Origin of the sequence: Ramlibacter sp., assembly GCA_019635435.1 — a bacterium.
GTDB lineage: Bacteria > Pseudomonadota > Gammaproteobacteria > Burkholderiales > Burkholderiaceae_C > JAHBZM01.
This window is the reverse complement of sequence record JAHBZM010000001.1, coordinates 729,448-754,130: the sequence shown is the minus strand read 5'-3', so window position 1 is coordinate 754,130 and position 24,683 is coordinate 729,448. Positions and strand designations below refer to the sequence as shown.

Genomic DNA, 24,683 nt, shown 5'->3' with positions numbered 1-24,683 from the left:
CAGTCTGCAGACATTACGCATTGTTAAATGAATTTACCTAAACGTAATTGTATAAGAATTCGTCCAAACCATGAAAGAGCGCGCAGGCATCCAGTCGGTTGAAGTCGGTTTTGCGCTGCTGGGCGTGCTGGGCCAGGCCGCGGGCCCGCTGATGCTGCGCGACCTGGCGGCGGCCGCGGGCATGAGCGCGGCCAAGGCCCACCGTTACCTTGTGAGCTTCCAGCGGCTGCAGCTGGTGGTGCAGGACAGCGCCACCACGCGCTACGACCTGGGCCCGGCCGCGCTCAAGCTGGGCCTGTCGGCGCTTGAGCGGCTGGACGCGGTGAAGCTGGCGCGTGAACGCGTGGGCGCGCTCATGGAACAGGTGGGCCACACCATTGCGCTGGCGGTCTGGGGCAACCACGGGCCCACCATCGTGCACTGGGAGGAGTCGCCCCAGTCGGTCACGGTCAACCTGCGCCTGGGCGACGTGATGCCCCTGCTGTCGTCGGCCACGGGGCGCTGCTTTGCGGCGCACGTGGCGCTGGATGCGATCACCCCGATGCTGCGCGACGAGCTGGCGCGCGCGCAGAAGTCGGGCCGCACCGACGTGCCCGCCAGCCTGGCCGAGGTCAAGCTGCTGCTCGAGGAAGTGCGCCAGCGCGGCGCGGCCCGGGTGGTGGACACCCTGCTGCCGGGCATCGTGGGCTTCTGCGTGCCGGTGTTCGACGCCGACGGCCACATGGTGCTGGGCATGGTGACGCTGGGCTCGGTCGCCACCTTCGACCCGGCCTGGGACGGCGCGGTGCTGCGGCCGCTGCGGGCCGCGGCAGCCCAGCTCTCCAGCGACCTGGGGCACCGCGGATGACCCTGGCGCCCGGGCACCGTCTGCCCTCGCGGACGCTGGCCGGCCTCACGGCCGCGGTGCTCGCCGCCCACCTGCTGGTGCTGCAAAGCCCGCCCGGACTGCTGTCGGTCCGCGCGCCGGCGCCCCTGGGCGCGCTGGCGACACGGCCGCTGATCACACGGGCCATAACCCCCGCCCCGCCGGCGCCTGCGGCGGCAGCAACCCCTCCCGGCCCCAGCCCGGCCCTGGTTCAATCGGGCGAGGCGGCTCGGCACCCGGTGCCTGCAACCGCACCTCACCCAACGCCGGCCCCAGCGCGGGTTTCTGAACCCAAAGTGCCGGGAGTCCAGGACCCTCGGCCACTGGATGCTCCTGAAACCATAGCAAAACAGCCTCCCTCACCCACCGGGGCAGCGGCCGCCCCGGCCCCGCTGGCGGGCGTGCCCCCCACCCTGCCCGCCGCATTCGCGATCCCGGGCTCGGCCCGCCTGCGTTACGAGGTGCGCGGCGAGGCCCGCCACCAGCCTTACCGCGCCGACGCTGTGCTGCACTGGCGTCATGACGGGTCGGACTACCAGGCCCGGCTGGAGATCAGCGCCTTCCTGGTGGGCAGCCGCCAGCAGACCAGCATGGGCCAGGTCACCGCGGACGGCCTGGCGCCCACGCGCTTCGCCGACAAGTCGCGCAGCGAGCAGGCGGCCCATTTCGAGCGCGACAAGGCACGCATCAGCTTCAGCAGCAACGCGCCGGCCGTGCCGCTGCAGGCCGGGGCACAGGACCGCCTGAGCGTGCTGATCCAGCTGGGCGCGATGGTGGCCGCCAACCCGGCCCATTTCCGTCCGGGCACCACCGTCAGCGTCCAGACCGCGAGCACCCGCGACGCCGACGTCTGGCAGTTCAGCTTTGTCGGCCCCGAGACCCTGGCCTTGCCCGGCGGTGAGCGCCACACGCTCAAGTTCATCCGCCACCCCCGGCACGAGTTCGACCAAAAACTAGAACTTTGGATTTCACCCGAGATGGACTACCTGCCCGCGCGGCTCAAGCTGACACAGGCCAACGGCGATTGGGCCGACCAGCAATGGCTGGCGACCGACAGGGGCTGAGCCCCGCCCCCGCCTATCCTTGGTTCAAGGCCGGTACTTTTTGGGGGAAACCCCGTCCGCCTTGAAACTGGCTCAAACGTTGCTACGTAACAAGGGCAGCAGTAAAGGAAACGCAATGCAAATGCTTTACGACTCTGATTCGTTCGTGGTGGTCCACATGCAGGCCAACGAGCCCGCCGAGGGTGAGCCCCAGTCCAACGCGCCTCAGTTGGCAAGGCACGGCTTCGAAATCGTGGACAAGCGCTCCAACAAGGAGGTCTACCTGGACGGATCCTGGGCCGAACTGTTCCAGCAGCAGATCAACGCCTGGCAGCTCAACACGCCCACCCAGGAAGAGGTCGAAACCACGCTGGACGGCTACGCGGGCCTCGCGCAGAACCCGCTGGTCATGCATTGAGAAGTGAGTCCAGGCCGGCAGGGCCTGGCGGCGTTGCTCCGAGCTCCCATAGACGAGGCCATGGGTACCTATACGCTGCGCCGATTGAATGAACCCACTCGGTCTTGCCATTGAGCAGCGAGAGGCAAGCGAGGGTCCGCGCGCCAGCGGGCATTCCCCCCACCGACCCACGCGACGAGGCCATGCCGGCCTGACCGGCTGGCACACGCAGCTCAGGACATGTCGGACGGCAGGCTCAACTGGGCGCCCAGACCGCCGCCTTCACGCGGCTGCAAGTCCAGCGTGGCGCCCAGTGCGTCGGCCAACTGGTCCGCAATGGCCAGGCCCAGCCCGCTGCCACCGGTGTCGCGGTTGCGCGAACCCTCCAGACGGTAAAACGGCAGGCGTACGGCCTGCAATTCAGCCGGCGGTATGCCCGGACCACGGTCCAGCACCCGCAGCACGACCTGCCCTGTCCTGTCGCGCTCGGCGCCGACCTCGGCCGCACCGGCAAATTTCAGCGCGTTGTCCACCAGATTGCAAAGCACACGCCGAAGGGCCTGCGGCCGCGTGCTGGAGACGCCGACCGCGCCGGGCAGCAAGGTCACGGCACGCCCGCTTTCTGCGTAGTCCTGCACAATGGTGTCCAGCAGCGCGTCCAGGTCCACGCGCCGCACGGGCTCCTGACCGGCCTGGGCAGTCCGCGCGTAAGCCAAGCCTTCCTCCACCAGCGATTGCATCTGCCCCAGATCCGACTGCAGCCTTTCGCGCAGCGTCAGGTCTTCCATCAGCTCGGTGCGCAGCCGCAGCCGCGTGATTGGCGTCTGCAGGTCATGCGAAACCGCCGCCAGAATCCGCATGCGCTCGTCCAGATGCAGCTGGATGCGCCGGCTCATGGCGTTGAACGCCGACGCGGCCTGAGCAATTTCCGCCGGCCCCTGCTCGTCCAGCACCGCTGGCGGTTGTGCGGCGCGAGTCGGGTCGAGCGCGTGCGCAGCCTGCGTCAGCCGCGCCAGCGGCCGCGTCGCCTGACGCAGCGCCCAGATCGCTGCGGCCAGCACCACAAGCAGTTGCAGCACCCAGGCCGCCGCCGCCCATGGTGACACGCGCAGGCCCGGTATCCGCACCTGCACCTGCAGGGGCGCACCGTCCGCCAGCGTCGTGGCCAGGGTGAACTCCATCGCCCCCGGCCCTCGCAATGTCTGCAGCGGCCTGCCCGGGCCGAGCGTCTGCGCCACGGCCTTAGCCATGGCGCGCGACAGCGCCGTGTCGCTGGACGGCGCAGGCGGCGCAGGTGTCAGCACGAAGCGGTAGTTGGCCTTGTCCAGCCGCGCCAGCCAGGCCGGTCGCTCTGGCGCGGGCAGCCGCTCCAGCACGGCCACGGCCGTAGCCACGTCGTCACCCAGGTAGCCGGCCATCATGCCGCGCATGGCCAGACTCCTTTCCACCAGCACGAAGACGGCGGACAGCAACTGGCCCAGCAGCATCCCCGCGGACAACACCAGAACGGTCCGCGCAACCAGGGTGTCCGGCCACAGCCTGCGATACCAGTTGTTCATGCGCTGTCCACGGCGGCGCAGAACACGTAGCCCTCATTGCGCACCGTCTTGATGTAGCGGGCGTCACGCACGCCGTCGCCCAGCCGCTGGCGCAGGCGACTGACCAGCAGGTCGACGGAACGGTCAAACACATCGGCGTCGCGCCCCTGCGTCAGACTCAGGAGCTGGTCACGCGAGAGCACGCGCTGCGGGTGGCCCAGCAGCACGCGCAGCAGGCGGTATTCGGCGGCGGACAGGGACACGGCCACGCCTGACTCGTCCAGCAGGTGCCGCTGTACCGTGTCCAGCCGCCATTGGCCAAAACGCAGCAAGCGGTCGGGTTCGGCGCGTGCCATGTTGGGGGGCAACATGCGCGCGCGCCGCAACACGGCGCGGATGCGGGCGAGCAGCTCACGGGCGGCAAAGGGCTTGGCCAGGTAGTCGTCAGCGCCCAGCTCCAGACCCAGGATGCGGTCGGCTTCGTCGCTGCGCGCCGTGAGCATCACGATAGGCAGGTAGGGGGTAGCCGGGGCGCGCAGGGCCCGGCACAGGGCAATGCCGTCCTCGCCGGGCAGCATCAGGTCCAGCACCAGCAGGTCCACGCGGTGCGTGGCCAGGTGTTCGCGCATGCGCGCGCCGTCGGGCACCGCCACCGCCGCCAGTCCCTGGCGTTGCAGGTACTGACACAGCAGCTCACGGATGCCCGCATCGTCGTCCACGATCAGCACATGGTCCACAGAGTCCATGGCCTGTTTTGTAACCGATCGCCGCCTGGGGCTTTCCCGATCTTTTGTATCCCAACTTGTCTGGCGTCCGCTTTGACATGCAGCGCGACAAAAAAGGGGGCGGCCCGACAAGCCCCGGATACATGCGCTGCTTTCAATGACAGCTTTCCACAAACCAAGGAAGCCATCATGAAACTGAAACTGCCGGCCCTGCTGGCCGCCACGGCGCTCACCACGAGCCTGGCCACGGCCCAGCCCCACCCCGCGTCCAGCGATCCGACGGGTCGCTGGATCACCGAAAGCGGCAACCTGGAGGTTGAGCTGGCCCCCTGCGGCGCCGTCCTGTGCGGCACCGTGGTGCGTGTGCTGGGCAACCGGTCCATGAGCGGCTCGGGCCAGCAGCCCATGGTCGCCGCCGACCCTCGCCCTGCGTTGGGCATGGTCATCCTGTCCAACCTCAAGGACGAAGGCGCGGGCGAGTACTTCGGCACCATCTACAACCGCGAGAACGCCAAGACTTACAAGGTCCGCGTGAACCTGGGCGCCCCGGACCGCCTGGTGGTGCATCCCTACATCGGGCTGCCGCTGTTCGGTCAGACCCAGCAATGGCGCCGCGCCGACCCGGCCCGCGCGGTGGTGCCATGAGCTCGCCCTTCCTGGCGCTGGGCGCCGGCATGCTGACCGTCGCCTCGCCCTGCGTGCTGCCCATGCTGCCGCTGGTGCTGGGCGCGTCGGTCGGCCAGCGGCACCCGCTGCGCCCGCTGTGCATTTCCGCAGGTTTTGCCATCGGGTTTTCATCGCTGGCCCTGTTGTTTGCCGGTGCCACTCGCGTGCTGGGCCTGTCCCACGAAAGCCTGCGGCTGACTGCCATCGCGCTGTTGCTCACCTTCGGCCTGCTGTCGATCTGGCCGGCCCCCTTTCACTGGCTGGCCGCACGTGCCGCGCCGCTGCTGGGCCGGCTGGCCGCGGGCGGCGACCGCGCGGGCGACGGCCCGCTGGGCGGGCTGCTGGTGGGTCTGTCGCTGGGCGCGGTGTGGACCCCGTGCGCCGGCCCTGTGCTGGGTTCGGTGCTGACGCTGATCGCGACCGAGCCCGCCACTGGCGACGCCGCGCTACTGCTGGGCAGCTATGCCCTGGGCGCGGCGCTGCCCATGCTGCTGATCGCGCACGGCGGCCAATACGTCACCACCCGGGTGCGGCGCTTTGCCCAGTACACACACCGGCTGCAGCAGGGCTTTGGCGTGCTGATCGTGGCCTTGGCGCTGGCGCTGTGGCTGGACCTGGACACGCAACTGGTGCTGTGGCTGACCAGCGGCACCCACCCTACTTTCACAGGAGCCTGACCCCATGAACAAACTCAACCCACCGGCGCTGCGGCGCCGCGAGCTGCTGGCCCTGGGCGCCGCGTCACTGCTGGCGCCGCTGCACGCGAGCCCCACCTCACCCGCGTTCTCGCTGTACGACGAGGGCCCCGCGCCGGAGTTCACCGGGATCGACCGGTGGTTCAACTCGCAGGCACTGTCCATGGCCTCGCTGCGCGGCAAGGTCGTGCTGGTGGATTTCTGGACGTTCTCGTGCGTCAACTGCATCCGCACGCTGCCTTATGTGAACCGCTGGGCGGCCGAACATGCGGCGGCCGGCCTGGTCACCGTGGGGGTGCACACGCCAGAGTTCGCGCACGAAAGATCGGCCGACCGCCTGCAGACCGCCATGCAGCGCCTGGGCGTCAAACACCCCGTGGCCCAGGACAACCGCTACGCGACCTGGAAGGCCTGGCGCAACCAGTACTGGCCCGCCAAGTACCTCGTGGACCGGCGCGGGCGCGTGCAGTTCCGCCACGTGGGTGAAGGCGACTACGAACGCATTGAAGCCACGCTGCGCCTGTTGCTGAGCCAGCCGTCCTGATCTTCCCCCGATCACCCGATCCCCCCAAACCCAAGGAGACCTCCCCATGTACCGCTCGTCGCGCCTTCCACGCCTTTCCCGCCTGGCCGCCCTGATGCTGGCCGCCCCGCTGCTGGCTGCGGCCCAGACCCTGCCCCCGCCTGCCGCTACCGACCCGGTGACGCTGGGCATGATGCAGGGCTTCCCTCCGCCCGCGGACCGCCAGGTGCGCCTGGGCACCATCCTCAAGTACCCCAACCTGCGCTGGGCCTACCACCACATGCGCGAACTGGGTCCCACGGCCCCGGTCTGGCGCGGTACCGGCCAGGCGTCCGTGCTGGACGCCGCGCCGCGCGACCTGGACAGCCTGGCCTTTGAAAACCACAAGGGCGAACGCACCACGCTGGCCGACTGGCAGCGCAACACCTACACCGACGCCCTGCTGGTGATGCACCAGGGCAAGGTGGTGTACGAGCGCTACCACGCCGGCATGACCCCGGCCAGCACCCACATGCTCGCGTCCATGAGCAAATCGCTCACGGGGCTGCTGGCCACCGAGCTGATCCAGCAGGGCCTGATCAACCCTGAGGCCACCGTGTCGAGCTACCTGCCAGAACTGAAGAACAGCGCCTGGGCCGATGCCACGGTGCAACAGACCCTGGACATGACCACCGGCGTCCAGTACAGCGAGAACTTCGCCGATCCCAAGGCCGGTGTGTTCCAGTACCTGATGGCCGCCGGGCTGGTGCCTGCGCCGGCGGCGTATGCCGGTCCGCGCACGATGACGGACTACCTGCCTACCGTGCGCAAGCAGGGCGAGCATGGCGCAGCCTTCGAGTACAAGTCGGTGGATACCGAGGTAATCGGCTGGCTGATCCAGCGCGTCACGGGGCAGCGCTACTCCGAACTGCTGTCGCAGCGGCTGTGGACGCCTTTGGGTATGCAGGAAGACGGCTATGTCTGGGTGGACCCGCAGGGCGGCCAGACCACCAGTGTCGGCGTGAGCGCGACCCTGCGCGACCTCGGGCGGCTGGGTGAAATGCTGCGCCAGCAGGGCCGCTACAACGGCCGCCAGGTGATCTCGGCCGCCAGCGTGGCGCAGATCCGCGGCGGCGCAGACCCGCAGAAGTTCCGTGCTGCCGGCATGACCATGCGTGACGGGTACTCGTACCACAACCACTGGTGGATCCCGCATGACCGCGACGGCAGCTTCGAGGCCAAGGGTCTGAACGGCCAGCACCTGCACATCAATCCGGCTGCCGGCCTGGTCGTGGTAAAGCTGTCGTCGCATCCTGTGCCCAACACCGCCTTCACCCACAACCTGGACCGCCGCGCGTTTGCCGCGCTGGCCCAGGCCCTGGCCCACTGAGGGAGGCACCGATGATCAGCTTCCCCCACCCCGGGCGGCCCCTGGCCAGTGCGTACGCGGGCAGCCGCTTTGCTGACTGGGTCAGCGTACCGAATGTTTTTGAAGCCCTGGCCTATGTGGCCACCCAGCAGCCCGCCCACATCGCGGTGAGCGCACTGGCCGGCGGTGCGGCGGGCGCGCCCCGGCGGGACGTAACCTATCCGCAGCTGCGCGATGGTGTGGCCCGCGCGGCCAATGCGTTGCGCCGCCTGGGCGTGGAGCGCGGCGATGTCGTGGCCTACCTGCTGCCCTCGCTGCTGGAGACCCAATACGTCCTGTGGGGCGCCGAAACCGCGGGCATCGCCTTTCCGGTCAATCCGCTTTTGAACGCGGAAGAGATTGCCGCGCTGGCCCGGGCTGCCGGCGTGAAAGTGCTGGTGGCCCCCGGACCCGGTCTACCCGGCGGCCTGTGGGGCAAGGCGCAACAGGTGCGGGCCCTGGCGCCGGGCATCACCACGCTGGCCGCGCTGGGGGGGTGTGGCGATGCAGCCGGCCCGGGTGAAGTGGATTTCCTGGCGGCCTGGCAAGCCGCGCCGGACCGGCTGGAATTTGATGACCGCGCGGGCCTGGACACACCGGCAGCGATCTTTCACACCGGCGGCACCACCGGCATGCCCAAGCTGGTGGTCCACACGCACGGCAACCAGCTGGCGGCGGCGTATGGCGGGGCGGCCGCCATTGAGGCGGGTCCGGCGGACACCATGGCCAACGGCCTGCCGATGTTCCATGTGGCCGCGACGATTTTTGCGGGGCTGTCCATGCTGATGGCGGGCGCGCGCGTGCTGCTGCTGGCTCCGTCGGGCTTTCGCGACCCGGAACTCGTTCAACGTTTCTGGCAGATCGTTGAGGACGAAGGCGCCACCATCGTGGGCGGCGTGCCCACGGCGCTGGCGGCCGTGGTGGCTCTGCCCCCCGGGCCGGACTGCGACCTGTCGCGTATCCGGGTCAATGTGAGCGGCGCCTCCTCCACCCCGCGCGCCGTCGCCCAGGATATGGAGCGCCTGACCTCCAGGCCCCTGCACGAGATCTACGGCATGACCGAATGCGCGGGTGTGATCTGCGTGGACCCGGCATCGGGGCCGCGCGTGCTGGGCAGCGCCGGGCTGCCCATCCCGTTTTGCGAAGTGCAGGTGCGCGCGCTGGACGCCCAGGGCCGGCCCGATGCCGTCTGCCCCCGGGGAATGCCGGGCGTGCTGGTGGTCAGGGGGCCGAACGTGTCGCCCGGCTACCGCAACCCCGCCCACAACACGGACCTGTTCACGCCTGACGGCTGGCTGGTGACCGGCGACCTGGGGTATGTGGACACGGACGGTCGGGTCTTCATCCGCGGGCGAGCCAAGGACCTGATCATTCGGGGCGGCCACAACATTGATCCGGCCGTGATCGAGGAGTGCCTCGCGCGTCACCCGGTCGTCACCGCGGCGGCGGCAGTTGGCATGCCCGACACCTATGCGGGTGAAGTCCCGGTGGCCTATGTGACCCTGCGCGCCGACGCGGGCTTGTCAGTCCCCGGCGAGGCCGAGCTGCTGGATTTCGCGGCACAGCACATTGGCGAGCCGCCCGCGGCGCCGCGCCGGGTCTTCATCACCAGGGAATTGCCCCTGACGGCGGTGGGCAAGGTGCACAAGCCCACCCTGCGCAACGACGCCGCGCGCCGCCATTTTCTGGAGGTGCTGCAAGGCACGCCGCTGGCCCGGCTGGAGGTGGACGACCATGCACAACAGGGCCGGACGGTGCGCATGGCGCTTGAATCGTGCCTGGACGAGCCCCTGCGCGTGCGCAGCGCCGTGCATGAGTCGCTGCGCGGCTACGACATCACCATCGCCTGGGAGGAGGACGCCGGGGCGCCGCCTGTCGCCCTCTAGCAGCGTTGCTCATCGCGCTGTCTGGGTGGGCACCCTCGGCATCAGTTCCACGGCATGCCCCGGAAACCTTCACAGCTAGCCCGCCCGCCGGTACAGCCACACAACCACCGGCTCCACGAGCACCAGCACGGCCACCAGCCGGCAGACCTGAAACGCCGTCACCACCGGCACCCCCAATTGCAGCACCTTGGCCGTGATGGCCATCTCGGCAATGCCGCCGGGCGAGGTGCCCAGGATCATGGTGGCCGGGTGAATCCCCGTGCCCCAGGCCAGCAGCGCGGCAAAGCCCGCGCACAGGCCCAGCATGGCCGTGGTGCCCAGTGCCACCGACGCCAGCCAGCGCGGCGCGGTGTGCAGAAAATCCGCCGTGAAGCGCACCCCCAGGCTCACCCCGATGAACAGCTGCGCCGCGTTGCTCAGCCACTGCGGAATGGCCGACAGGTGGATGCTGGCCATGGTGAAGCCCATGGCCACCACCAGCGAGCCCATGAACCACGGGTTGGCCCGGCCCAGGCGCTGCATGAGCCAGGCGCCCGCGCCCGTGGCCAGCGCCAGCAGGGCAAAGCCGGGCCAATGCGCCTCGCGCGGGCCCGGTGGCGTGAGGTCGATGCCGTGCAGTCCGCTGAAGGTGAAGGCAAAGGGCAGCACCAGCGTGACCACCAGCAGGCGCAGGCTGTGGGCGGCGGCCACCAGGTCGGTGCGCGCGCCTTCGCGCTCGGCCAGCAGCGTCATTTCGGAGGCGCCGCCAATGGCCCCGGCAAAGTAGCTGGTGGCGCGCTGCTGCTGCGGCGTGCCGCCAAAACGCGAGGCGTGGCCACGGTGCAGCCAGTGCCCGAACGCGCCGCCCAGCGCCAGGGCCCAGGCAATGCCCAGCACGATGGCCCACCACAGGCTGCCCACCAGCGCCGTGACCTGCGGCGTGAAGTACAGCCCCAGCGCCGCGCCAATCGTCCACTGGCCCGCGTTGCGCAGCGGCGTCCAGCTGGCTGTCGGCGCGCCCAGGATGGAGGCGATGGCGGTGGCCAGCAAGGGGCCAATCATCCAGGGAATGGGGGTGCGCAGCGCCACGCAGGTTTCGGCCGCGGCCAGGGCCAGCACCAGGGTCAGCGCCACGCGGGCAGGGGTTTTCAGGGGCACGAAGAGCAGGGACAACGGGCGGGAGAGCAGGCGCTAGTATCGATCCATGCGCCACCTGATCGCCCCCCTGCTTCTGCTTTTTCTGGCCGGTTGCTCATCGCCATCGGCGGGCCCCGGCATCGTCGCGCGCGTGGACTCGCTGCTGCCGGCCGACGCGGTGCTGCTGGGCGAGCAGCACGATGCGCCGGGCCACCAGCAGGCCCATCGCGACATGGTGCGCTCGCTCGCGCAGCGCGGCCTGCTGGCCGCCGTGGTGGTGGAGATGGCCGAGCAGGGCGCCAGCACCGCGGGCCTGCCCCGCGATGCAGAGGAGGCCACCGTTCAAACGGCCCTGCAGTGGAACGACAAGGCCTGGCCCTGGACGGCCTATGGCCCGGCGGTGATGGCCGCGGTGCAAGCCGGTGTGCCGGTGCTGGGCGGCAACCTGCCGCGCGCCGGGATGCGCGCGGCCATGGCCGATGCCCGGCTGGACCAGCAACTGCCCGGCCCCGCGCTCAAGGCCCAGCAGCAGGCCATCCGGCTCGGCCACTGCGGCGCGCTGCCGGAAAGCCAGATCGGCCCTATGACCCGTGTTCAGGTGGCGCGCGACCAGGCCATGGCCCGGACCGTGGCAGGCGCCGCGCGCCCGGGCCGGACCGTGCTGCTGATCGCGGGGGCCGGCCATGTCGCGCCCGACCTGGGGGTGCCGCAGCACCTGCCTTCGGGCTTCAAGTCAGTCCCGGTGGTGCTGCCACCCGTGGCCACGGGCAAGGACTACTGCAAGGACTTCAGGCGTGCTTCCTGATGCTGTCGGCCAGCGTGTTCACCAGCTGGGCTATGTGCTCTTTTTCCACGATGAAGGGCGGCGCAATCACCAGCACGTCGCCCGCCGGGCGGATCAGCGCGCCCTTGTGGAAGCAGTCCAGGAAGATGTCATAGGCGCGCTTGCCCGGTGAGCCGGCGATGGGCGCCAGTTCCACCGCCGCGGCCAGCCCGAGGCTGCGGATGCCGATCACGTTGGGCAGGCCCTTGAAGGTGCTGTGGAACGCGTCGCCGAGCACCGGGCCCATCTGGCCCGCGCGCTCGAACAGGTTTTCCTGCTTGAAAAGCTGAAGCGTGGCAATGGCGGCGGCGCAGGCCACGGGGTGGCCCGAGTAGGTGTAGCCATGGAAGAACTCCACCACATGCTCGGGCGAGCCGGTGTTCATCATGGCGTCGTAGAGCTTGTCGCGGCAGATCACGCCGCCCAGCGGGATCACGCCATTGGTGACCGCCTTGGCAAAGTTGAGCATGTCGGGCACCACGCCGTAAAAGTCCGAGCCAAAGTTGGTGCCCAGGCGGCCAAAACCGGTGATGACCTCGTCAAAAATCAGCAGGATGCCGTGCTTGTCGCAGATCTCGCGCAGGCGCTTGAGGTAGCCTTGCGGCGGCAGGTACCAGCCCGCGCTGCCCGACACCGGCTCCACGATGATGGCCGCCACATTGGACGGGTCGTGCAGCGGCAGGATGCGGTTTTCCAGCTCCAGCAGCAGGTCTTCCTGCCAGACCGGCTCCTGGTTGTGGATGTAGGCGTGGTTGACCGGATCGTGGATGAAGCGCATGTGGTCCACGCGCGGCAGCAGCGCCGTGCCGAACACCTTGCGGTTGGCCGGGATGCCGCCCACGCTCATGCCGCCAAAGCCCACGCCGTGGTAGCCCTTTTCGCGGCCGATGAACACGTTGCGGTGGCCTTCGCCCCGGGCCCGGTGGTAGGCCAGCGCCACCTTGAGCGAGGTGTCGGCCGCCTCGGAGCCCGAGTTGCAGAACAGCACCTTGTTGAGGTCGCCCGGCGCCATGGCGGCAATCATTTCGGCCGCCTTGAAAGCTTTGTCATTACTGGCCTGGAAGGCCGTGGCGTAATCCAGCGTGTCCAGCTGCGTCTTGATCGCCTCGTTGATGGGCTTGCGGTTGTGGCCCGCCCCCACGCACCAGAGGCTGGAGATGCCGTCGATGACCTTCTTGCCATCGTGCGTGGTGAAGTGCATGCCGTCGGCGCCGACGAAAACCCGGGGGTCCTTGCGGAAGCCGCGGTTGGGGGTGAAGGGCAACCAGTGGTTGTCCATGCTGAAATCGTTGTAGGCCATGGCGGTCTCCTGCGGGTCTTGGCAAGCGACGATTTTGGCACCGAACCCCGCTGGCGTGCTGGCCACCGCGGCGTCCTGCGACAATTCAGCCCGTATGAATCACGCTTATATCCTGACCCTTTCGTGCCCCGACCGGCAGGGCATCGTGCACGCGGTCTCGGGCTTTCTGCTCGAGCGCGGCGGCAACATTGAAGAGGCCGCGCAGTACAACGACCACGACACCGGCCTGTTCTTCATGCGGGTGCAGTTCGCCTGCGACCAGCACACCTTTGAGGACCTGAAACTGCAGCTGGGCCTGTTTGCCGACGCCTACCAGATGAGCTGGAAGCTGCACGCCACCACCCAGCCCATGAAGACGGTGATCATGGTCAGCAAGGAGGGGCATTGCCTGAACGACCTGCTGTTCCGCTGGAAATCGGGCCTGCTGCCGGTGCAGATCGCCGCCATCATCAGCAACCACCGCGAGTTCTACCAGCTGGCCGCGAGCTACAACGTGCCCTTCCACCACATCCCGGTGACGGCCGCCACCAAGCCGCAGGCCGAGGCCAGGCAGTTCGAGATCATCGAGGCCGAGGGCGCCGAGCTGGTGGTGCTGGCGCGCTACATGCAGGTGCTCAGCGACGACCTGTGCCGCAAGCTGGCCGGCCGCGCGATCAACATCCACCACAGCTTCCTGCCCAGCTTCAAGGGCGCCAAGCCCTACTACCAGGCGCATGACCGCGGCGTGAAGCTGATTGGCGCCACCGCCCACTACGTGACGGCCGACCTCGATGAAGGCCCGATCATCGAGCAGGACGTGGCCCGCGCCGACCACAGCAAGACCGTGGAAGACCTGACCGCCATGGGCCGCGACACCGAAAGCCAGGTGCTGGCCCGCGCCGTCAAGTGGCACAGCGAGCACCGCGTGCTGCTGAACGGGCACAAGACGGTGATCTTCAAGTAGGACTGAGCAGGGCAGCGACGTCGCTCGCGGCCCTGCTGACACGAGGAGACCGAAATAGATCTTTCTCAAGATCTTTATCGCGTACACTGCGCTGTATGACTAGAAGCCCACTCCGTCCAGAGCAAACGCCGTCACCCCTGCCCCGCATCGTCGGCGGATTTTCGACGGTGCTTGCAGATCCGCCCTGGCGATTTGCAAACCGCACGGGTAAGGTTGCGCCGGAGCATCGGCGTCTGGATCGATATTCGACCATGCCGCTTGACGCCATCAAGGCGCTACCCGTCAGTCAGGTCCTTGCGACCAACGCGCATCTGTACCTATGGGTTCCAAATGCGTTGCTGCCAGACGGACTGGATGTCATGACCGCGTGGGGCTTTCGGTACGTGAGCAACATTGTCTGGGCCAAACGACGAATCGATGGCGGACCGGATGGACGTGGAGTAGGTTTTTATTTCCGAAATGTCACGGAGCTGCTGCTGTTTGGGGTGCGGGGATCGATGCGGACTCTTGCGCCGGGACGCTCGCAAGTCAACATGATCGAAACGCGCAAGCGCGAGCACTCACGCAAGCCTGATGAGCAATATGAACTGATCGAATCCTGCTCGCCCGGGGCATATTTGGAAATGTTTGCGCGCCACAAACGCGCGGGTTGGACAGTTTGGGGAGACGAATCCTCGGATGAGATCGTGCCGCGCGGTGCCGTCCACAAGGGCTACGCCGGCGGGCCGATCTTGCCCCCGCTCCTTCCCAATGAGCACGTCGATGCAACGCGCGCCGAAGCCCTGGGAGAAAGGCTCCGCGCCATGTATCACGCGGGCAGCAGTGTACGCGAATTGGCAGACGAGACCGGTTATTCGATTCAACGCGTCCGGGCTTTGCTGCAGGCAGCCTCCACCAGCATGCGGCCACGCGGACGCGCCTCAAATGCGCATGTGCCGCAGCCCGAACTCTTTCAGGCGACTGAATAGGGGGCACCGTCCCACGTAGCCCGAGTAGCGGCAACGATCAGGAGTGGACAAGTGCCCATCACCCCGCGTCTCACCCTAAGCGCAGCTTTCTCTAGATTCGTTGTCGTAGAGGTGCTAAGGTCAATAGGCAACCGCGCAGTTCGGCTCTCTGGTGGTAGCGTCTGCAAATGACGCGCCCACAACTCTTCGGCAAGTGCCTTCATCGATAGTCGATCCTGCGTGATGAGAACAGCCGCGGAAATCACGCCGGCTTCATGCCAAGCTCGATAGGCCGATAAATCGCGATCCAGATTACCGTCCTTGGCATTCCATTCCACGTCGAGCGCGACGCGCCCTTTGAAGTTGTCAACCAAATAGCCCTCTTGGCGAACGACCGGCAGTTCTTGAAGCACTTCCTGTCTGCTCGAAAGAAGGATGCCCCGAGTCTCCAGGTCCACTCGTGTCTCGAGCCATCCCCGAGCACTAAACATCTCATCGATCTCTTTGGCGATATCTCCGCGATTACCGCCTGCCTTGAGCCACCGAGATGGGTGAAGAGCAAACGTTCTCAGAACATCGGTGATGTCACGCCATTCCTCTTGACATACTGAACGCAGGACAGCCGCAGCGGAACTCGTCTCCATAAACGTCCAGCGCTGCCTGATCGCGGGGTCAAGAACGACAGGATCATCAAAAGTGTGCGTTTCAAACATGGAGCGAAGTGTAGGACCAATTGCAACATCCCCTCCCGCGGGCAACAGGTTGCATGGAACAGCGGTGGCAAGATGTGCCAGTATTGCGAATTGACCATACCGCCCCATGACCGCGCGCATTCCGCCCATCCAGTGCCTGCTGACCTTTGAGGCGCTGGCGCGCCTGCGCAGCGTGACGCAGACGGCGGACGAGCTCAACGTCACGCCCAGCGCGGTCAGCCACCGCGTGAAGCAGCTGGAGCAGATCATCGGCACCAAGCTGTTCGGCCGGGCCGACTTTTCACTGACCACCGAGGGCAGCGAGTACCTGGCCCATGTGCGCGAGGGCCTGCAGGTGCTGGGCCGCTTTCCGGGGCGCGATGGCGGGCCGGGCAAGCGCAAGCTGCGCGTGGCCGTGACGCCCACGTTCTCGCGCTCGATCCTGATGCCGCGGCTGCGCGGCTTCATCGAGGCCTACCCCGAGATCGACCTCACGCTGCAGGTCAGCATTCCGCTGCTGGACGTGGTGGCCGAGGACGCCGACCTGATGATCCGCTTCGGCACCGGCCGCTACGCCGACGTGGAGCATGTCTGCCTGATGACCGACGAGGTCACGCCGCTGGCCTCGCCGCTGTACCTGCGCGAGAACGGGCCGTTTGACACGGTGGAGGAGCTGCTGGCGGCCAAGCTCATCAAGAGCCCGCTGGAACCCTGGCGCACCTGGTTCCTCGCGCACGGGGTGGACGCGGGCGAGCCCGGCGAGGGCTCGAGCTTCAACGACATCGGCCTGATGTGCGACGCCGCCGCGCAGGGCCTGGGCATTGCGCTGGTGCGCCTGAAGCTGGGCGCGCCCTGGCTGGACAACGGCACGCTGGAGCGCATTTCGCAGCGCAACGTGCCCAGCCCCCACGCGCACTACCTGTGCTGGCGGGCGGGCGCCATGGAGCGCTGGGAGTGCGCGGCCTTCGCCGAATGGCTCAAAAAGAGCATGGTTTGACCGGTTTTTGGATAAAACAGGGCTGGAGTCCAGGCGGGGCGGCCACTGTTCGCTATTGAATTCATAGCAATCGCGGGATTTCAGCGAAGCCTGAAAATTCCTCACGGCAGCCGCCGCGGGCTTGCCCTACAGTGAGAAGCCATGAAGATCGCCTCTTTCAGCATCCGCTGCGTCAGCGTCCCGCTGGCGCAGCCGCACCGCACGGCCTCGGGCGTGGTGGCCGCCTCGCCGCTGGTCCTGCTCACGGTCACCGCCGACAACGGGGTGCAGGGTCACAGCATCACCTTCACCTACACGCCCGCCGCGCTCAAGCCCACGGCCGACCTGATGCAGGCGATGGAACCGCTGGTGGCCGGGCAGGCCCTGGCGCCGGCGGCGGTGGGAGAGCAGCTGCAGGCGCGCTTTCGACTGCTGGGCACACAGGGGCTGGTGGGCATGGCGCTGGCGGGCATCGACATGGCGCTGTGGGACGCCCTGGCGCGTGCCCATGGCCTGCCCCTGCACGCCTTGCTGGGCGGCGCGCCCAAGCCGCTGCGGGCCTATGGCGCCATCGGCTTTGATGGCGCCGAGGGCGCGGCCAGAACAGCCGAGGACTGGGCGAAAAAGGGCTTCCCCGGCGTCAAGGCCAAGATTGGCTACCCCTCGCTGGCCGAGGACCTCGCGGTGATCCGCGCGATCCGTGCCGCCACCGGGCCGGCCATGTGCATCATGGTCGACTACAACCAGTCCCTGAGCCCCATCCAGGCCGAGATGCGCCTGCGCCACCTGGACGACGAGGGCCTGACCTGGATCGAGGAGCCGGTGCTGGCCCACGACTTCAGCGGCTTTGCCGCGCTGGCCAGCAAGACCACCACGGCACTGCAGGCCGGCGAGAACTGGTGGGGGCCGATGGACTTCCGCCACGCGTTCAATGCCGGCGTGCGCGAACTGGTCATGCCCGACGTGATGAAGTGCGGCGGCGTGACCGGCTGGCAACGCGTGGCGGCCATGGCCCAGGTGTATGGCACGCCCGTTTCGAGCCACCTGTGGCCCGAGGTGAGCGCGCAGTTGCTGCACGCCACGCCCACGGCGGGCATGGCCGGCTCCTGGCTGGAGTACGCCGACTGGTGGAACCCGATCCTGCAGGAGCCGCTGGTGGTGAACGCCGGCGTGCCCGATGTCAGCGGCGTCATCGGCAGCGGCGTGATGTTCAATGAATCTGCCGTCCAGAGGACCCTTGCATGAACGCTCCCATCGACCCCCAGCTGCTCGACCGGGCCGGCCGCCAGGCCGGGATCGTGCAGGCACTGTCCGCCGTGCTGCCCGCCCATGCCCTGCTGTGGCACGGCGAAGACACGGTGCCCTACGAATGCGATGGCCTGACCGCCTACCGCCAGCGCCCGCTGGTGGTGGCACTGCCCGAGACCGAGGGCGAGGTGCAGGCCGTGCTCAAGGCCTGCCACGCGGTGGGCGTGCCGGTGGTGGCGCGCGGCGCGGGCACGGGCCTGAGCGGCGGCGCCATGCCACATGCGCTGGGCGTCACGTTGTCGCTGGCCAAGTTCAACCGGATTCTCAAGCTCGACAAATTCAGCCGCACGGCCGTGGTCCAGTGCGGTGTGCGCAACCTCGCGATCAGTGAGGCCGCCGCGCCGCTGGGCCTGTACTACGCGCCCGACCCGTCGAGCCAGATCGCCTGCACCATTGGCGGCAATGTGGCCGAGAACTCGGGCGGCGTGCATTGCCTGAAGTACGGCATGACGCTGCACAACGTGCTCAAGGTCCGCGGCTTCACCATGGAAGGCGAGCCCGTCGAGTTCGGCGGCGACGCGCCGGATGCCCCGGGCCTGGACCTGCTGCCTCTGGTGATCGGCAGCGAGGGCATGCTGGCGGTCACCACGGAAGTCACGGTCAAGCTGGTGCCCAAGCCCCTGCTGGCGCGCTGCATCATGGCCAGCTTTGACGACGTGCGCAAGGCGGGCGACGCGGTGGCGGCCGTGATCGCGGCCGGCATCATCCCGGCCGGCCTGGAGATGATGGACAAGCCCATGACCGCCGCGGTGGAAGACTTCGTGCACGCGGGCTACGACCTCACGGCCGAGGCCATCCTGCTGTGCGAGAGCGACGGCACGCCCGAAGAGGTGGAGGAGGAAATCGGCCGCATGAGCGCCGTGCTGCGCAGCGCCGGCGCCACCGCCATTGCCGTGAGCCGCGACGAGGCCGAGCGCCTGCGCTTCTGGAGCGGCCGCAAGAACGCGTTTCCGGCCAGCGGGCGCATCAGCCCCGACTACATGTGCATGGACTCCACCATCCCGCGCAAGCGGCTGGCCGACATCCTGCTGGCGATCCAGCAGATGGAGAAAAAGTACCAGCTGCGCTGCGCCAACGTGTTCCACGCGGGCGACGGCAACCTGCACCCGCTGATCCTGTTCGATGCCAACGACGCCGACCAGCTGCACCGCTGCGAGCAGTTCGGCGCCGAGATCCTGGAGACCAGCGTGGCCATGGGCGGCACCGTGACCGGTGAGCACGGCGTGGGCATTGAGAAGCTCAACAGCATGTGCGTGCAGTTCAGCGCCGACGAGAACGAGCAGATGTTCGGCATCAAGCGCGCGTTCGATCCGAAGGGCCTGCTCAACCCGGGCAAGGTCATCCCCACGCTGAACCGCTGCGCCGAATACGGCCGCATGCTGGTGCGCGCGGGGCAGATCAAGCACCCGGACCTGCCGCGCTTCTGAGCCATGCAGGGACTGCGCGGCCTGGCCTGGCTGCTGGCCTTCCAGTCAGCCGGTGAACTGCTGTCACGCGGACTGGCGCTGCCGTTTCCGGGGCCGGTGGTGGGCATGATCCTGCTGCTGGCGGCCCTGTACTGGCCCGCGGTGCGCGAGCCGGTCGCGGCCTGCGCCGACTTCCTGCTCGCGCACCTGTCGCTGCTGTTCGTGCCGGTGGGCGTGGGCGTGATGACCCATCTGGCGCTGGTCAGCCAGTACGGCCTGCGCATGCTGCTGGTCATCGTGGTGTCCACCTGGATCGGCCTGGGGGTAGCGGCCGTCGCGCTTCACCTCAGCCGCGCAAAGCCCGATGCCGAAATTCGTTGAACTCTGGGTCTACCTGTCGGCGACCCCGCTGTTCGGGCTCACGGCCACGCTGGTGGTCTATGTGCTGGCCCAGGCCTTCTACAGCCGCATGCGCCAGGCGCCCTGGGCCAACCCGGTGCTGTGGACCGTGGTGGTGCTGGCCGCCGTGCTGCTGGCCACCGGTGTGCCGTACCCGACGTATTTTGCCGGGGCCCAGTTCATCCACTTCCTGCTCGGTCCGGCGGTGGTGGCGCTGGGCTGGCCCCTGTGGCAGCGGCGCGCCGAATTGCGCCGCCGCTGGGGCCGGCTGCTGCTGGCCGCCCTGCTGGGCGGCGCGGCCGCCAGTGGCAGCGCGTTCGCGCTGGGCTGGGCCGTGGGCCTGCCACACGACGTGGTGCTGACGCTGGTGCCCAAGTCGGTCACGGCCCCCGTGGCGATGGGGGTGGCTGAAAAGATCGGCGGCATACCGGCGCTGGCAGCGGTGTTTGCCGTGGTGACCGGCCTGGTGGGCGCACTCAGCGGCAAGTACCTGTTTGGCGCGCTGCGCGTTCCGCTCGACGGCGAGGGCTGGACGGCCCGCGGGTTTGCACTTGGCACGGCGTCTCACGGCATTGGCGCCGCCCGCGCCCTGCAGGTCAATGCCGACGCCGGCGCCTACGCCGGCCTGGCGCTGGGCCTGCAGGTGGTGCTGGCGTCCTTGCTGATGCCGCTGGTGGTGCGCTGGCTTCAGGCCTGAGCGGCCCTACTTGCACTGCTCCGGGTCCACCAGACCGATCGTCTCGCCTTCCTTCCGGGCCTTTTCGTCGGCCTGGCGGGATTCCTCGGTGACCAGCAGCGAGACAAAACGCGTCAGGGTGTTGTCGATCTCGTTGACGATGTTCTGGACTTCGGCGCGCGAGGTGTCGTTGCGCAACACCTCCACGATGCGGTCGACCACGGTCCCGGCCACAGGCGCAGGCGCCGGTGGTGGTGGTGGTGGAGGCGGCTCCGGTGCGGGCGGTGGCGGCGGCGCCGGTGGCGGCGGAGGGGGTGGAGGCTCGGGCGCCGGCGGTGGTGGCGCTGGCGGCGGTGGCGGTGGCGGCTCGGGCGCCGGTGGTGGCGGCGGCGGCGGTGGTGGTGCCGGTGGAGGGGGCGCCGGTGGCGGTGGTGCCACGGGCACCGGTGCCCCGGCCGCCTGCAGGACGCCGGCAAATCCGGCCGGCGTGAACAGCGTGGCAAAGCTGCCGGTCGGCGCAATGGCGCCCGGCAGGATGTTGAACGTGCCCGCGTTGGGTGGGGTGGGGCCGTAAGCCACGATGGACAGCACCCCGCCCAGCGCGGTGGTCCCCGCCACGTTCAACTGGTCGTATTCAGTGCCCGGGTTGGTGCCGCCAACTTCGATCTCCAGCGTTCCGCTCGCGGTCTGCGTGAAATTGGAGCCAAAGGACAGCAGCCCGGGTGAATTGCCGGGGCCAATCGTGCCGGAATTGATCAGCATGCCGGGGGTGGCCCCCTCGCCCTGGGTCAAGGACAGGAAACCATTGCCCTGGATGATGGCGCCGGGCTGGTTGGTGAGCACGGTTTCGGCGCGCTCGATGCTCAGAGTGCCATTGACCACCATGAGCCCGTAGTTGTCGGTCAGTGAATTCGCATAGACCGTCGAGCCCGCCGCCATCTTCAGGATCCCCTGGTTGGCGGCCAATCCGGACAGGCTGAGCTGGCCATCGTCGACCTGCACCAGGCCGGCGTTGTGGGAGAAAAAGTAGATTTCCTGGTAGCTGGTATTGCCGGCCGGCTTGATGACGGTCCCGTAATTCTCGAAGCCCCCACTGACATTGATCGGGTAGGAGTCACCGGCCAGCAGTTTCATCACGCCGCTGGCCTGGTTGGTGACCAGCGCCGTGCCGCCCAGGCTGCCTCCGGACGCGCCGCCGATCTCGACCAGACCGGAATTGTCCCAGCGCGCGCCATCGAGCCAGAGGGACTCCTCGATGCGCACCGCGCTGGCAGGCGCCGCGCCAATGGTGAACACGCCGCCCGTGCCGTGGCCGGGCGCCGGCGCCGCCGGTGGCCCGGGTGACGCCACGGCCGTGGGGCTGCATTCGCTGCAGGTCTCGCCGGGGTAGCCACCGCCGGCATAGAGCACGCCACCCAGGTTCAAATGGCCGCCCGTCGCCATCACGCTGACATTGCCCCCGTTGCCGCCTGCACTGTCGGCCGACGCGTCGGAATTTTTGCCGCCACCGTCGCCGCCATAGGCATGCACGTTCACACTGGACAGCCAGATATCGCCGCCCACCCCGGTCAGCGTGACGTTGCCGCCATTGCCCCCGCGACGGCTGGCGCCGGCCTGGACCGTATCGCCATAGCCGCCGGAACCGCCGCTGCTGTAGAGGTTGCCCAGGTAACTGGAGTTGCCAAAGCTCAGGTTGATCGCGCCGCCGTTGCCGCCATCGCCGCCGGCCCCTGTGTTGCTGTCGCCGCCCCAGCCGCCCGTGGTAAACACGCTGTTGCTGATGTTCAGGGCGCCACTGGTCTGCAGGGTCACATTGCCCCCCTGGCCGCCCTTGCCGCCGGGGCCGCTGCCCTCGTCGTAGCCGCCACCACCGCCACCCGCGTCAATCATGGTCACCGAAATCGCTCCGGCCCCCGACCCGATGCTCACTGCGCCGCCCGCGCCGCCCATCCCATTGCCGTAGCCCCCGTTGGCGCCGTAGGTGCTGATGTAGTTGATGGCGACGGACCCGCCTTCGGTGGACACGTTCACTGCCCCGCCGTTGAAGCCGTTGCTGGTGGATTCGTCCGAGCCCTGGCCGCTGGTGTCGATGCTGGCCAGGCTGATGGTGCCCGTGCCGCGCGCGCGCAGGGTCACGGTGCCGCTGTTCGAGGTGTAGGAGCCGGTGCAGATCAGCCCCGACCCCAGGATGCTGCCGCTGCCAACCGAGGAGCCGTCGTTGGCGCTGATCGAGACACCGCCGCCATCGCTGGCCGACAGCTGCGTGCCGGAACCCAGGTCGACGTTGCCGCCGGCCTTGATGTCGATGCCGCCCGCGCCGGCCGAAATGTAGTTGGACGACATGGCCACGTTCTGCAGCGCACTCGCCAGAACCGACATGCCGCTGGCACTGCCATTGCTGGTGAAGACGAGATCACCGGCCGCCTGGAGCTTCACCTCGGCAGAAGGCGCGCTCAGCGCGGCATCCACCGTGAGGTTGCCGCCGGAATGCACGGCCATGGCCCCGTCACTGGTCACGCCACTGACCACCTCGCCGGACAGCGGGTCGTAAATCGAGCCCACGGTCAGCGGGCCTGCGCTCTTGAAGCTGAAGCCGCCGCCATAGGCATACCCCGCGAGGGTGTTCACCAGGTTGCCGGTGCTGTTCATCACGACATTGCCGGCCTCGGCCCGGACCGTGAGCTGGTCCACGGTGATGACGCTTCCCGGGTCCTGGACGATGGCGCCACCATAGGCGCGCAGCACCAGACCCCCGTTGGGCGTGCCAAGGCTGCCCGAGGTGGCCGTGATGTTGGCGTTGATGGCAATGCCGTTGTCTGCTTCGAGCGACAGGATGTTCCCGGACGACCAGGCCACCGGATCGGCCACGGTGATCAGGCCCCCACCGGCACCCACGCTGGGGCTGGTCGCGGTGCTGATGCGCACATTGCCCGAGCCCAGCTGGGCCTGCAGGTCGCTCACGGTGAGCACGGCGTCGGCCGTGCCCGCGCTGAAATCGTAGGTGCCGGGGGGCGACGAAGGAACCGCCGGGTCCGTCGTGCCGGGGCCGCTGTTCTGGATGGTGATGTTGGCGGGATCGAGCAGCAAGGTCCCGGCGCTCCCGTGCGGTGCCCGCAGGTCGGTCCGGCCGGTGTAGCCGAGGTACTGCTTGCCAGAGACCTCGGCAAACCCGCCATTGCCGCCCGCATCGCCACCGCGCGCGAAAATCCGGCCCGCCATCCGCGTGGCCTCGTCGGACCAGACAATGACGCGCCCGCCATCGCCGGACTGGCCGGCATCGGCGCGGATGGAAACATCGCCGCCCACAAAGGTCCGGCTCGCATTGGGAACCGCTGCATTGGCACCCCGGTAGTCGCCGCCGATGCGGACCTGCCCGCCGCCCTGCGCGCCCGAGACATCGACCGACGCCGCGCCGAACAAGGCCACGCGGTCGCCAAGCACATCCACGGCGCCGCCACGGGCCCCCGAGGTGGCGACCACCTTGCCATCGACCAGCGCATCGCCTGCGGCCTTGAGGACGACCTTGCCGCCTTCGACCACCGCGGAGCTGGCCTGGATGACGCCGCTGTGGCGCAACTGGCCCGCGAAGATGGCCACGGAGTCGCCCTTGAGCGTGCCCAGGTTGAGCGCGCGGTCGTCCGGCGCCTGCAGCTCCAGGTGAATGCCTTCGAGGCCGCGGCCGGTCAGCTCCACCTTTTTGCCCGCGGCCAGGAGGGTGTCGCCGCCAACAGACTGAACCACCGCGCCACTGCCCACCTCGACCTGCGGCGCGATCAGCACCACGTCGCCACCGCGCGCCACCACCTGGCCCTGAACCGACAGCGCGCCCGCACCCTGGGCGTCACCAAAGCGCAGCCGGCCCGCCACGGCATCGGCGTCGCTCATGCGCAAGGTTGACGCGGTGAAGCCTGCCGTGTCCACCACGGCGCCCGCGCCGACGGCGATGCCAGCCGGATTGACCAGCACCAGTTTGCCGTTGGAGCCCAGCGTGCCGAAGATGGCGGAAGGGTTGTTGCCCAGCACCCGGTTGATCGAGGTGCTGGCCGCGTCGGGCTGGGCAAAATAGGTGGTGCTGCCACCGGGGATGTTGAAGCTCTGCCAGTTGATGGCCGAATGCGAGGTGCCGGCGCCGTTCTGCGTGGTCACCGTGAGCACCGCGCCATTCTGGCTGAGCACGGCACTGCCATGGATCGCTTGCGCGCCCACGGGCTGGGCACGCGCTGGCAGGCTCGCCGCGAAGCAGGCGGCCAGCGCCAGCACGAGGCCCAGGGGCCGGTGGCCGTCCACGGCGGGACTGGGCGCCGCACGCCGGCGCGACACCGGGCTTGGGGATCGGGCAGTCAGGGACATGATGCGTTCCCTTTCTTGGTCT

At 68.5% G+C, this 24,683-nt stretch carries 22 protein-coding genes; 16 read left to right on the top strand and 6 right to left on the bottom strand.

What is annotated here, in order from left to right:
- Positions 1-70 precede the first annotated feature (70 nt).
- The 3 genes from KF796_03535 to KF796_03525 all read left to right on the top strand — a co-directional run bounded on the left by KF796_03535 (position 71) and on the right by KF796_03525 (position 2,326).
- Positions 71-847 (top strand): IclR family transcriptional regulator, encoded by a 777-nt coding sequence (locus KF796_03535; protein ID MBX3585694.1) that lies wholly within the window; start codon positions 71-73, stop codon positions 845-847.
- 20 nt (positions 848-867) lie between these two features.
- The gene (locus KF796_03530) at positions 868-1,929 is read left to right on the top strand and encodes a DUF3108 domain-containing protein (GenBank protein MBX3585693.1); all 1,062 of its coding nucleotides are present in this window, start codon (positions 868-870) and stop codon (positions 1,927-1,929) included.
- A gap of 115 nt (positions 1,930-2,044) precedes the next feature.
- The gene (locus tag KF796_03525) at positions 2,045-2,326 is read left to right on the top strand and encodes a DUF3567 domain-containing protein (GenBank protein ID MBX3585692.1); all 282 of its coding nucleotides are present in this window, start codon (positions 2,045-2,047) and stop codon (positions 2,324-2,326) included.
- Between the two features lie 212 nt (positions 2,327-2,538).
- Here KF796_03525 and KF796_03520 read toward each other — a convergent pair whose 3' ends face one another.
- Together KF796_03520 and KF796_03515 are read right to left on the bottom strand one after the other, a co-directional pair.
- Positions 2,539-3,864: a HAMP domain-containing protein gene (locus KF796_03520; protein ID MBX3585691.1), complete on the bottom strand. Its 1,326-nt coding sequence runs from the start codon at positions 3,862-3,864 to the stop codon at positions 2,539-2,541.
- On the bottom strand, positions 3,861-4,589 hold the full coding sequence (locus tag KF796_03515; GenBank protein MBX3585690.1) for a response regulator: 729 nt from the start codon (positions 4,587-4,589) through the stop codon (positions 3,861-3,863). The genes KF796_03520 and KF796_03515 overlap by 4 nt, the downstream gene beginning before the upstream one ends.
- A 168-nt stretch (positions 4,590-4,757) precedes the next feature.
- On the opposite strand from KF796_03515, the gene KF796_03510 reads away from it, so the two are divergent.
- The 5 genes from KF796_03510 to KF796_03490 are packed head-to-tail and all read left to right on the top strand — an operon-like array spanning position 4,758 to position 9,725.
- The gene (locus KF796_03510) at positions 4,758-5,213 is read left to right on the top strand and encodes a DUF2147 domain-containing protein (protein ID MBX3585689.1); all 456 of its coding nucleotides are present in this window, start codon (positions 4,758-4,760) and stop codon (positions 5,211-5,213) included.
- Positions 5,210-5,911 carry a cytochrome c biogenesis protein CcdA gene (locus KF796_03505; protein ID MBX3585688.1) on the top strand — a complete coding sequence of 234 codons (702 nt, stop codon included), beginning with the start codon at positions 5,210-5,212 and terminating at the stop codon, positions 5,909-5,911. Before KF796_03510 ends, KF796_03505 begins: the two co-directional genes overlap by 4 nt.
- 4 nt (positions 5,912-5,915) lie before the next feature.
- Positions 5,916-6,473 (top strand): thioredoxin family protein, encoded by a 558-nt coding sequence (locus tag KF796_03500; protein ID MBX3585687.1) that lies wholly within the window; start codon positions 5,916-5,918, stop codon positions 6,471-6,473.
- 46 nt (positions 6,474-6,519) lie between these two features.
- On the top strand, positions 6,520-7,821 hold the full coding sequence (locus tag KF796_03495; GenBank protein MBX3585686.1) for a serine hydrolase: 1,302 nt from the start codon (positions 6,520-6,522) through the stop codon (positions 7,819-7,821).
- Positions 7,822-7,832: 11 nt separating this feature from the next.
- Positions 7,833-9,725: an AMP-binding protein gene (locus KF796_03490; protein MBX3585685.1), complete on the top strand. Its 1,893-nt coding sequence runs from the start codon at positions 7,833-7,835 to the stop codon at positions 9,723-9,725.
- A 75-nt stretch (positions 9,726-9,800) separates the two neighbouring features.
- Here KF796_03490 and KF796_03485 read toward each other — a convergent pair whose 3' ends face one another.
- On the bottom strand, positions 9,801-10,862 hold the full coding sequence (locus KF796_03485; GenBank protein MBX3585684.1) for an AbrB family transcriptional regulator: 1,062 nt from the start codon (positions 10,860-10,862) through the stop codon (positions 9,801-9,803).
- Positions 10,863-10,908: 46 nt separating this feature from the next.
- Between KF796_03485 and KF796_03480 the strand changes: the two genes are divergently transcribed.
- On the top strand, positions 10,909-11,646 hold the full coding sequence (locus KF796_03480; protein ID MBX3585683.1) for a ChaN family lipoprotein: 738 nt from the start codon (positions 10,909-10,911) through the stop codon (positions 11,644-11,646).
- Here KF796_03480 and KF796_03475 read toward each other — a convergent pair.
- Positions 11,630-12,964, bottom strand: a complete 1,335-nt coding sequence (locus KF796_03475; protein ID MBX3585682.1) for an aminotransferase class III-fold pyridoxal phosphate-dependent enzyme — start codon at positions 12,962-12,964, stop codon at positions 11,630-11,632. The genes KF796_03480 and KF796_03475 overlap by 17 nt on opposite strands.
- 94 nt (positions 12,965-13,058) lie before the next feature.
- On the opposite strand from KF796_03475, the gene purU reads away from it, so the two are divergent.
- Both purU and KF796_03465 read left to right on the top strand, forming a co-directional pair.
- On the top strand, positions 13,059-13,907 hold the full coding sequence (gene purU, locus KF796_03470) for a formyltetrahydrofolate deformylase (GenBank protein MBX3585681.1): 849 nt from the start codon (positions 13,059-13,061) through the stop codon (positions 13,905-13,907).
- A gap of 95 nt (positions 13,908-14,002) precedes the next feature.
- Positions 14,003-14,875, top strand: a complete 873-nt coding sequence (locus tag KF796_03465) for a DNA methyltransferase (GenBank protein MBX3585680.1) — start codon at positions 14,003-14,005, stop codon at positions 14,873-14,875.
- On the opposite strand, the gene KF796_03460 is transcribed toward KF796_03465, so the two are convergent.
- Positions 14,860-15,498, bottom strand: coding sequence for a restriction endonuclease (locus KF796_03460; protein ID MBX3585679.1), 639 nt, complete (start codon positions 15,496-15,498; stop codon positions 14,860-14,862). The genes KF796_03465 and KF796_03460 overlap by 16 nt on opposite strands.
- Positions 15,499-15,673: 175 nt before the next feature.
- Between KF796_03460 and KF796_03455 the strand changes: the two genes are divergently transcribed.
- The 5 genes from KF796_03455 (at position 15,674) to KF796_03435 (ending at position 20,332) form a co-directional block, all read left to right on the top strand.
- Entirely contained in the window at positions 15,674-16,543 is an 870-nt protein-coding gene (locus tag KF796_03455; GenBank protein MBX3585678.1) for a LysR family transcriptional regulator, read from the top strand.
- Between the two features lie 141 nt (positions 16,544-16,684).
- Positions 16,685-17,767, top strand: a complete 1,083-nt coding sequence (locus KF796_03450; GenBank protein ID MBX3585677.1) for a mandelate racemase — start codon at positions 16,685-16,687, stop codon at positions 17,765-17,767.
- Entirely contained in the window at positions 17,764-19,257 is a 1,494-nt protein-coding gene (locus KF796_03445) for an FAD-binding protein (protein MBX3585676.1), read from the top strand. Before KF796_03450 ends, KF796_03445 begins: the two co-directional genes overlap by 4 nt.
- A gap of 3 nt (positions 19,258-19,260) precedes the next feature.
- Positions 19,261-19,617 (top strand): CidA/LrgA family protein, encoded by a 357-nt coding sequence (locus KF796_03440; GenBank protein MBX3585675.1) that lies wholly within the window; start codon positions 19,261-19,263, stop codon positions 19,615-19,617.
- Entirely contained in the window at positions 19,601-20,332 is a 732-nt protein-coding gene (locus tag KF796_03435) for an LrgB family protein (protein ID MBX3585674.1), read from the top strand. Before KF796_03440 ends, KF796_03435 begins: the two co-directional genes overlap by 17 nt.
- A 6-nt stretch (positions 20,333-20,338) precedes the next feature.
- On the opposite strand, the gene KF796_03430 is transcribed toward KF796_03435, so the two are convergent.
- Positions 20,339-24,661, bottom strand: a complete 4,323-nt coding sequence (locus tag KF796_03430) for a filamentous hemagglutinin N-terminal domain-containing protein (GenBank protein ID MBX3585673.1) — start codon at positions 24,659-24,661, stop codon at positions 20,339-20,341.
- Positions 24,662-24,683 lie beyond the last annotated feature (22 nt).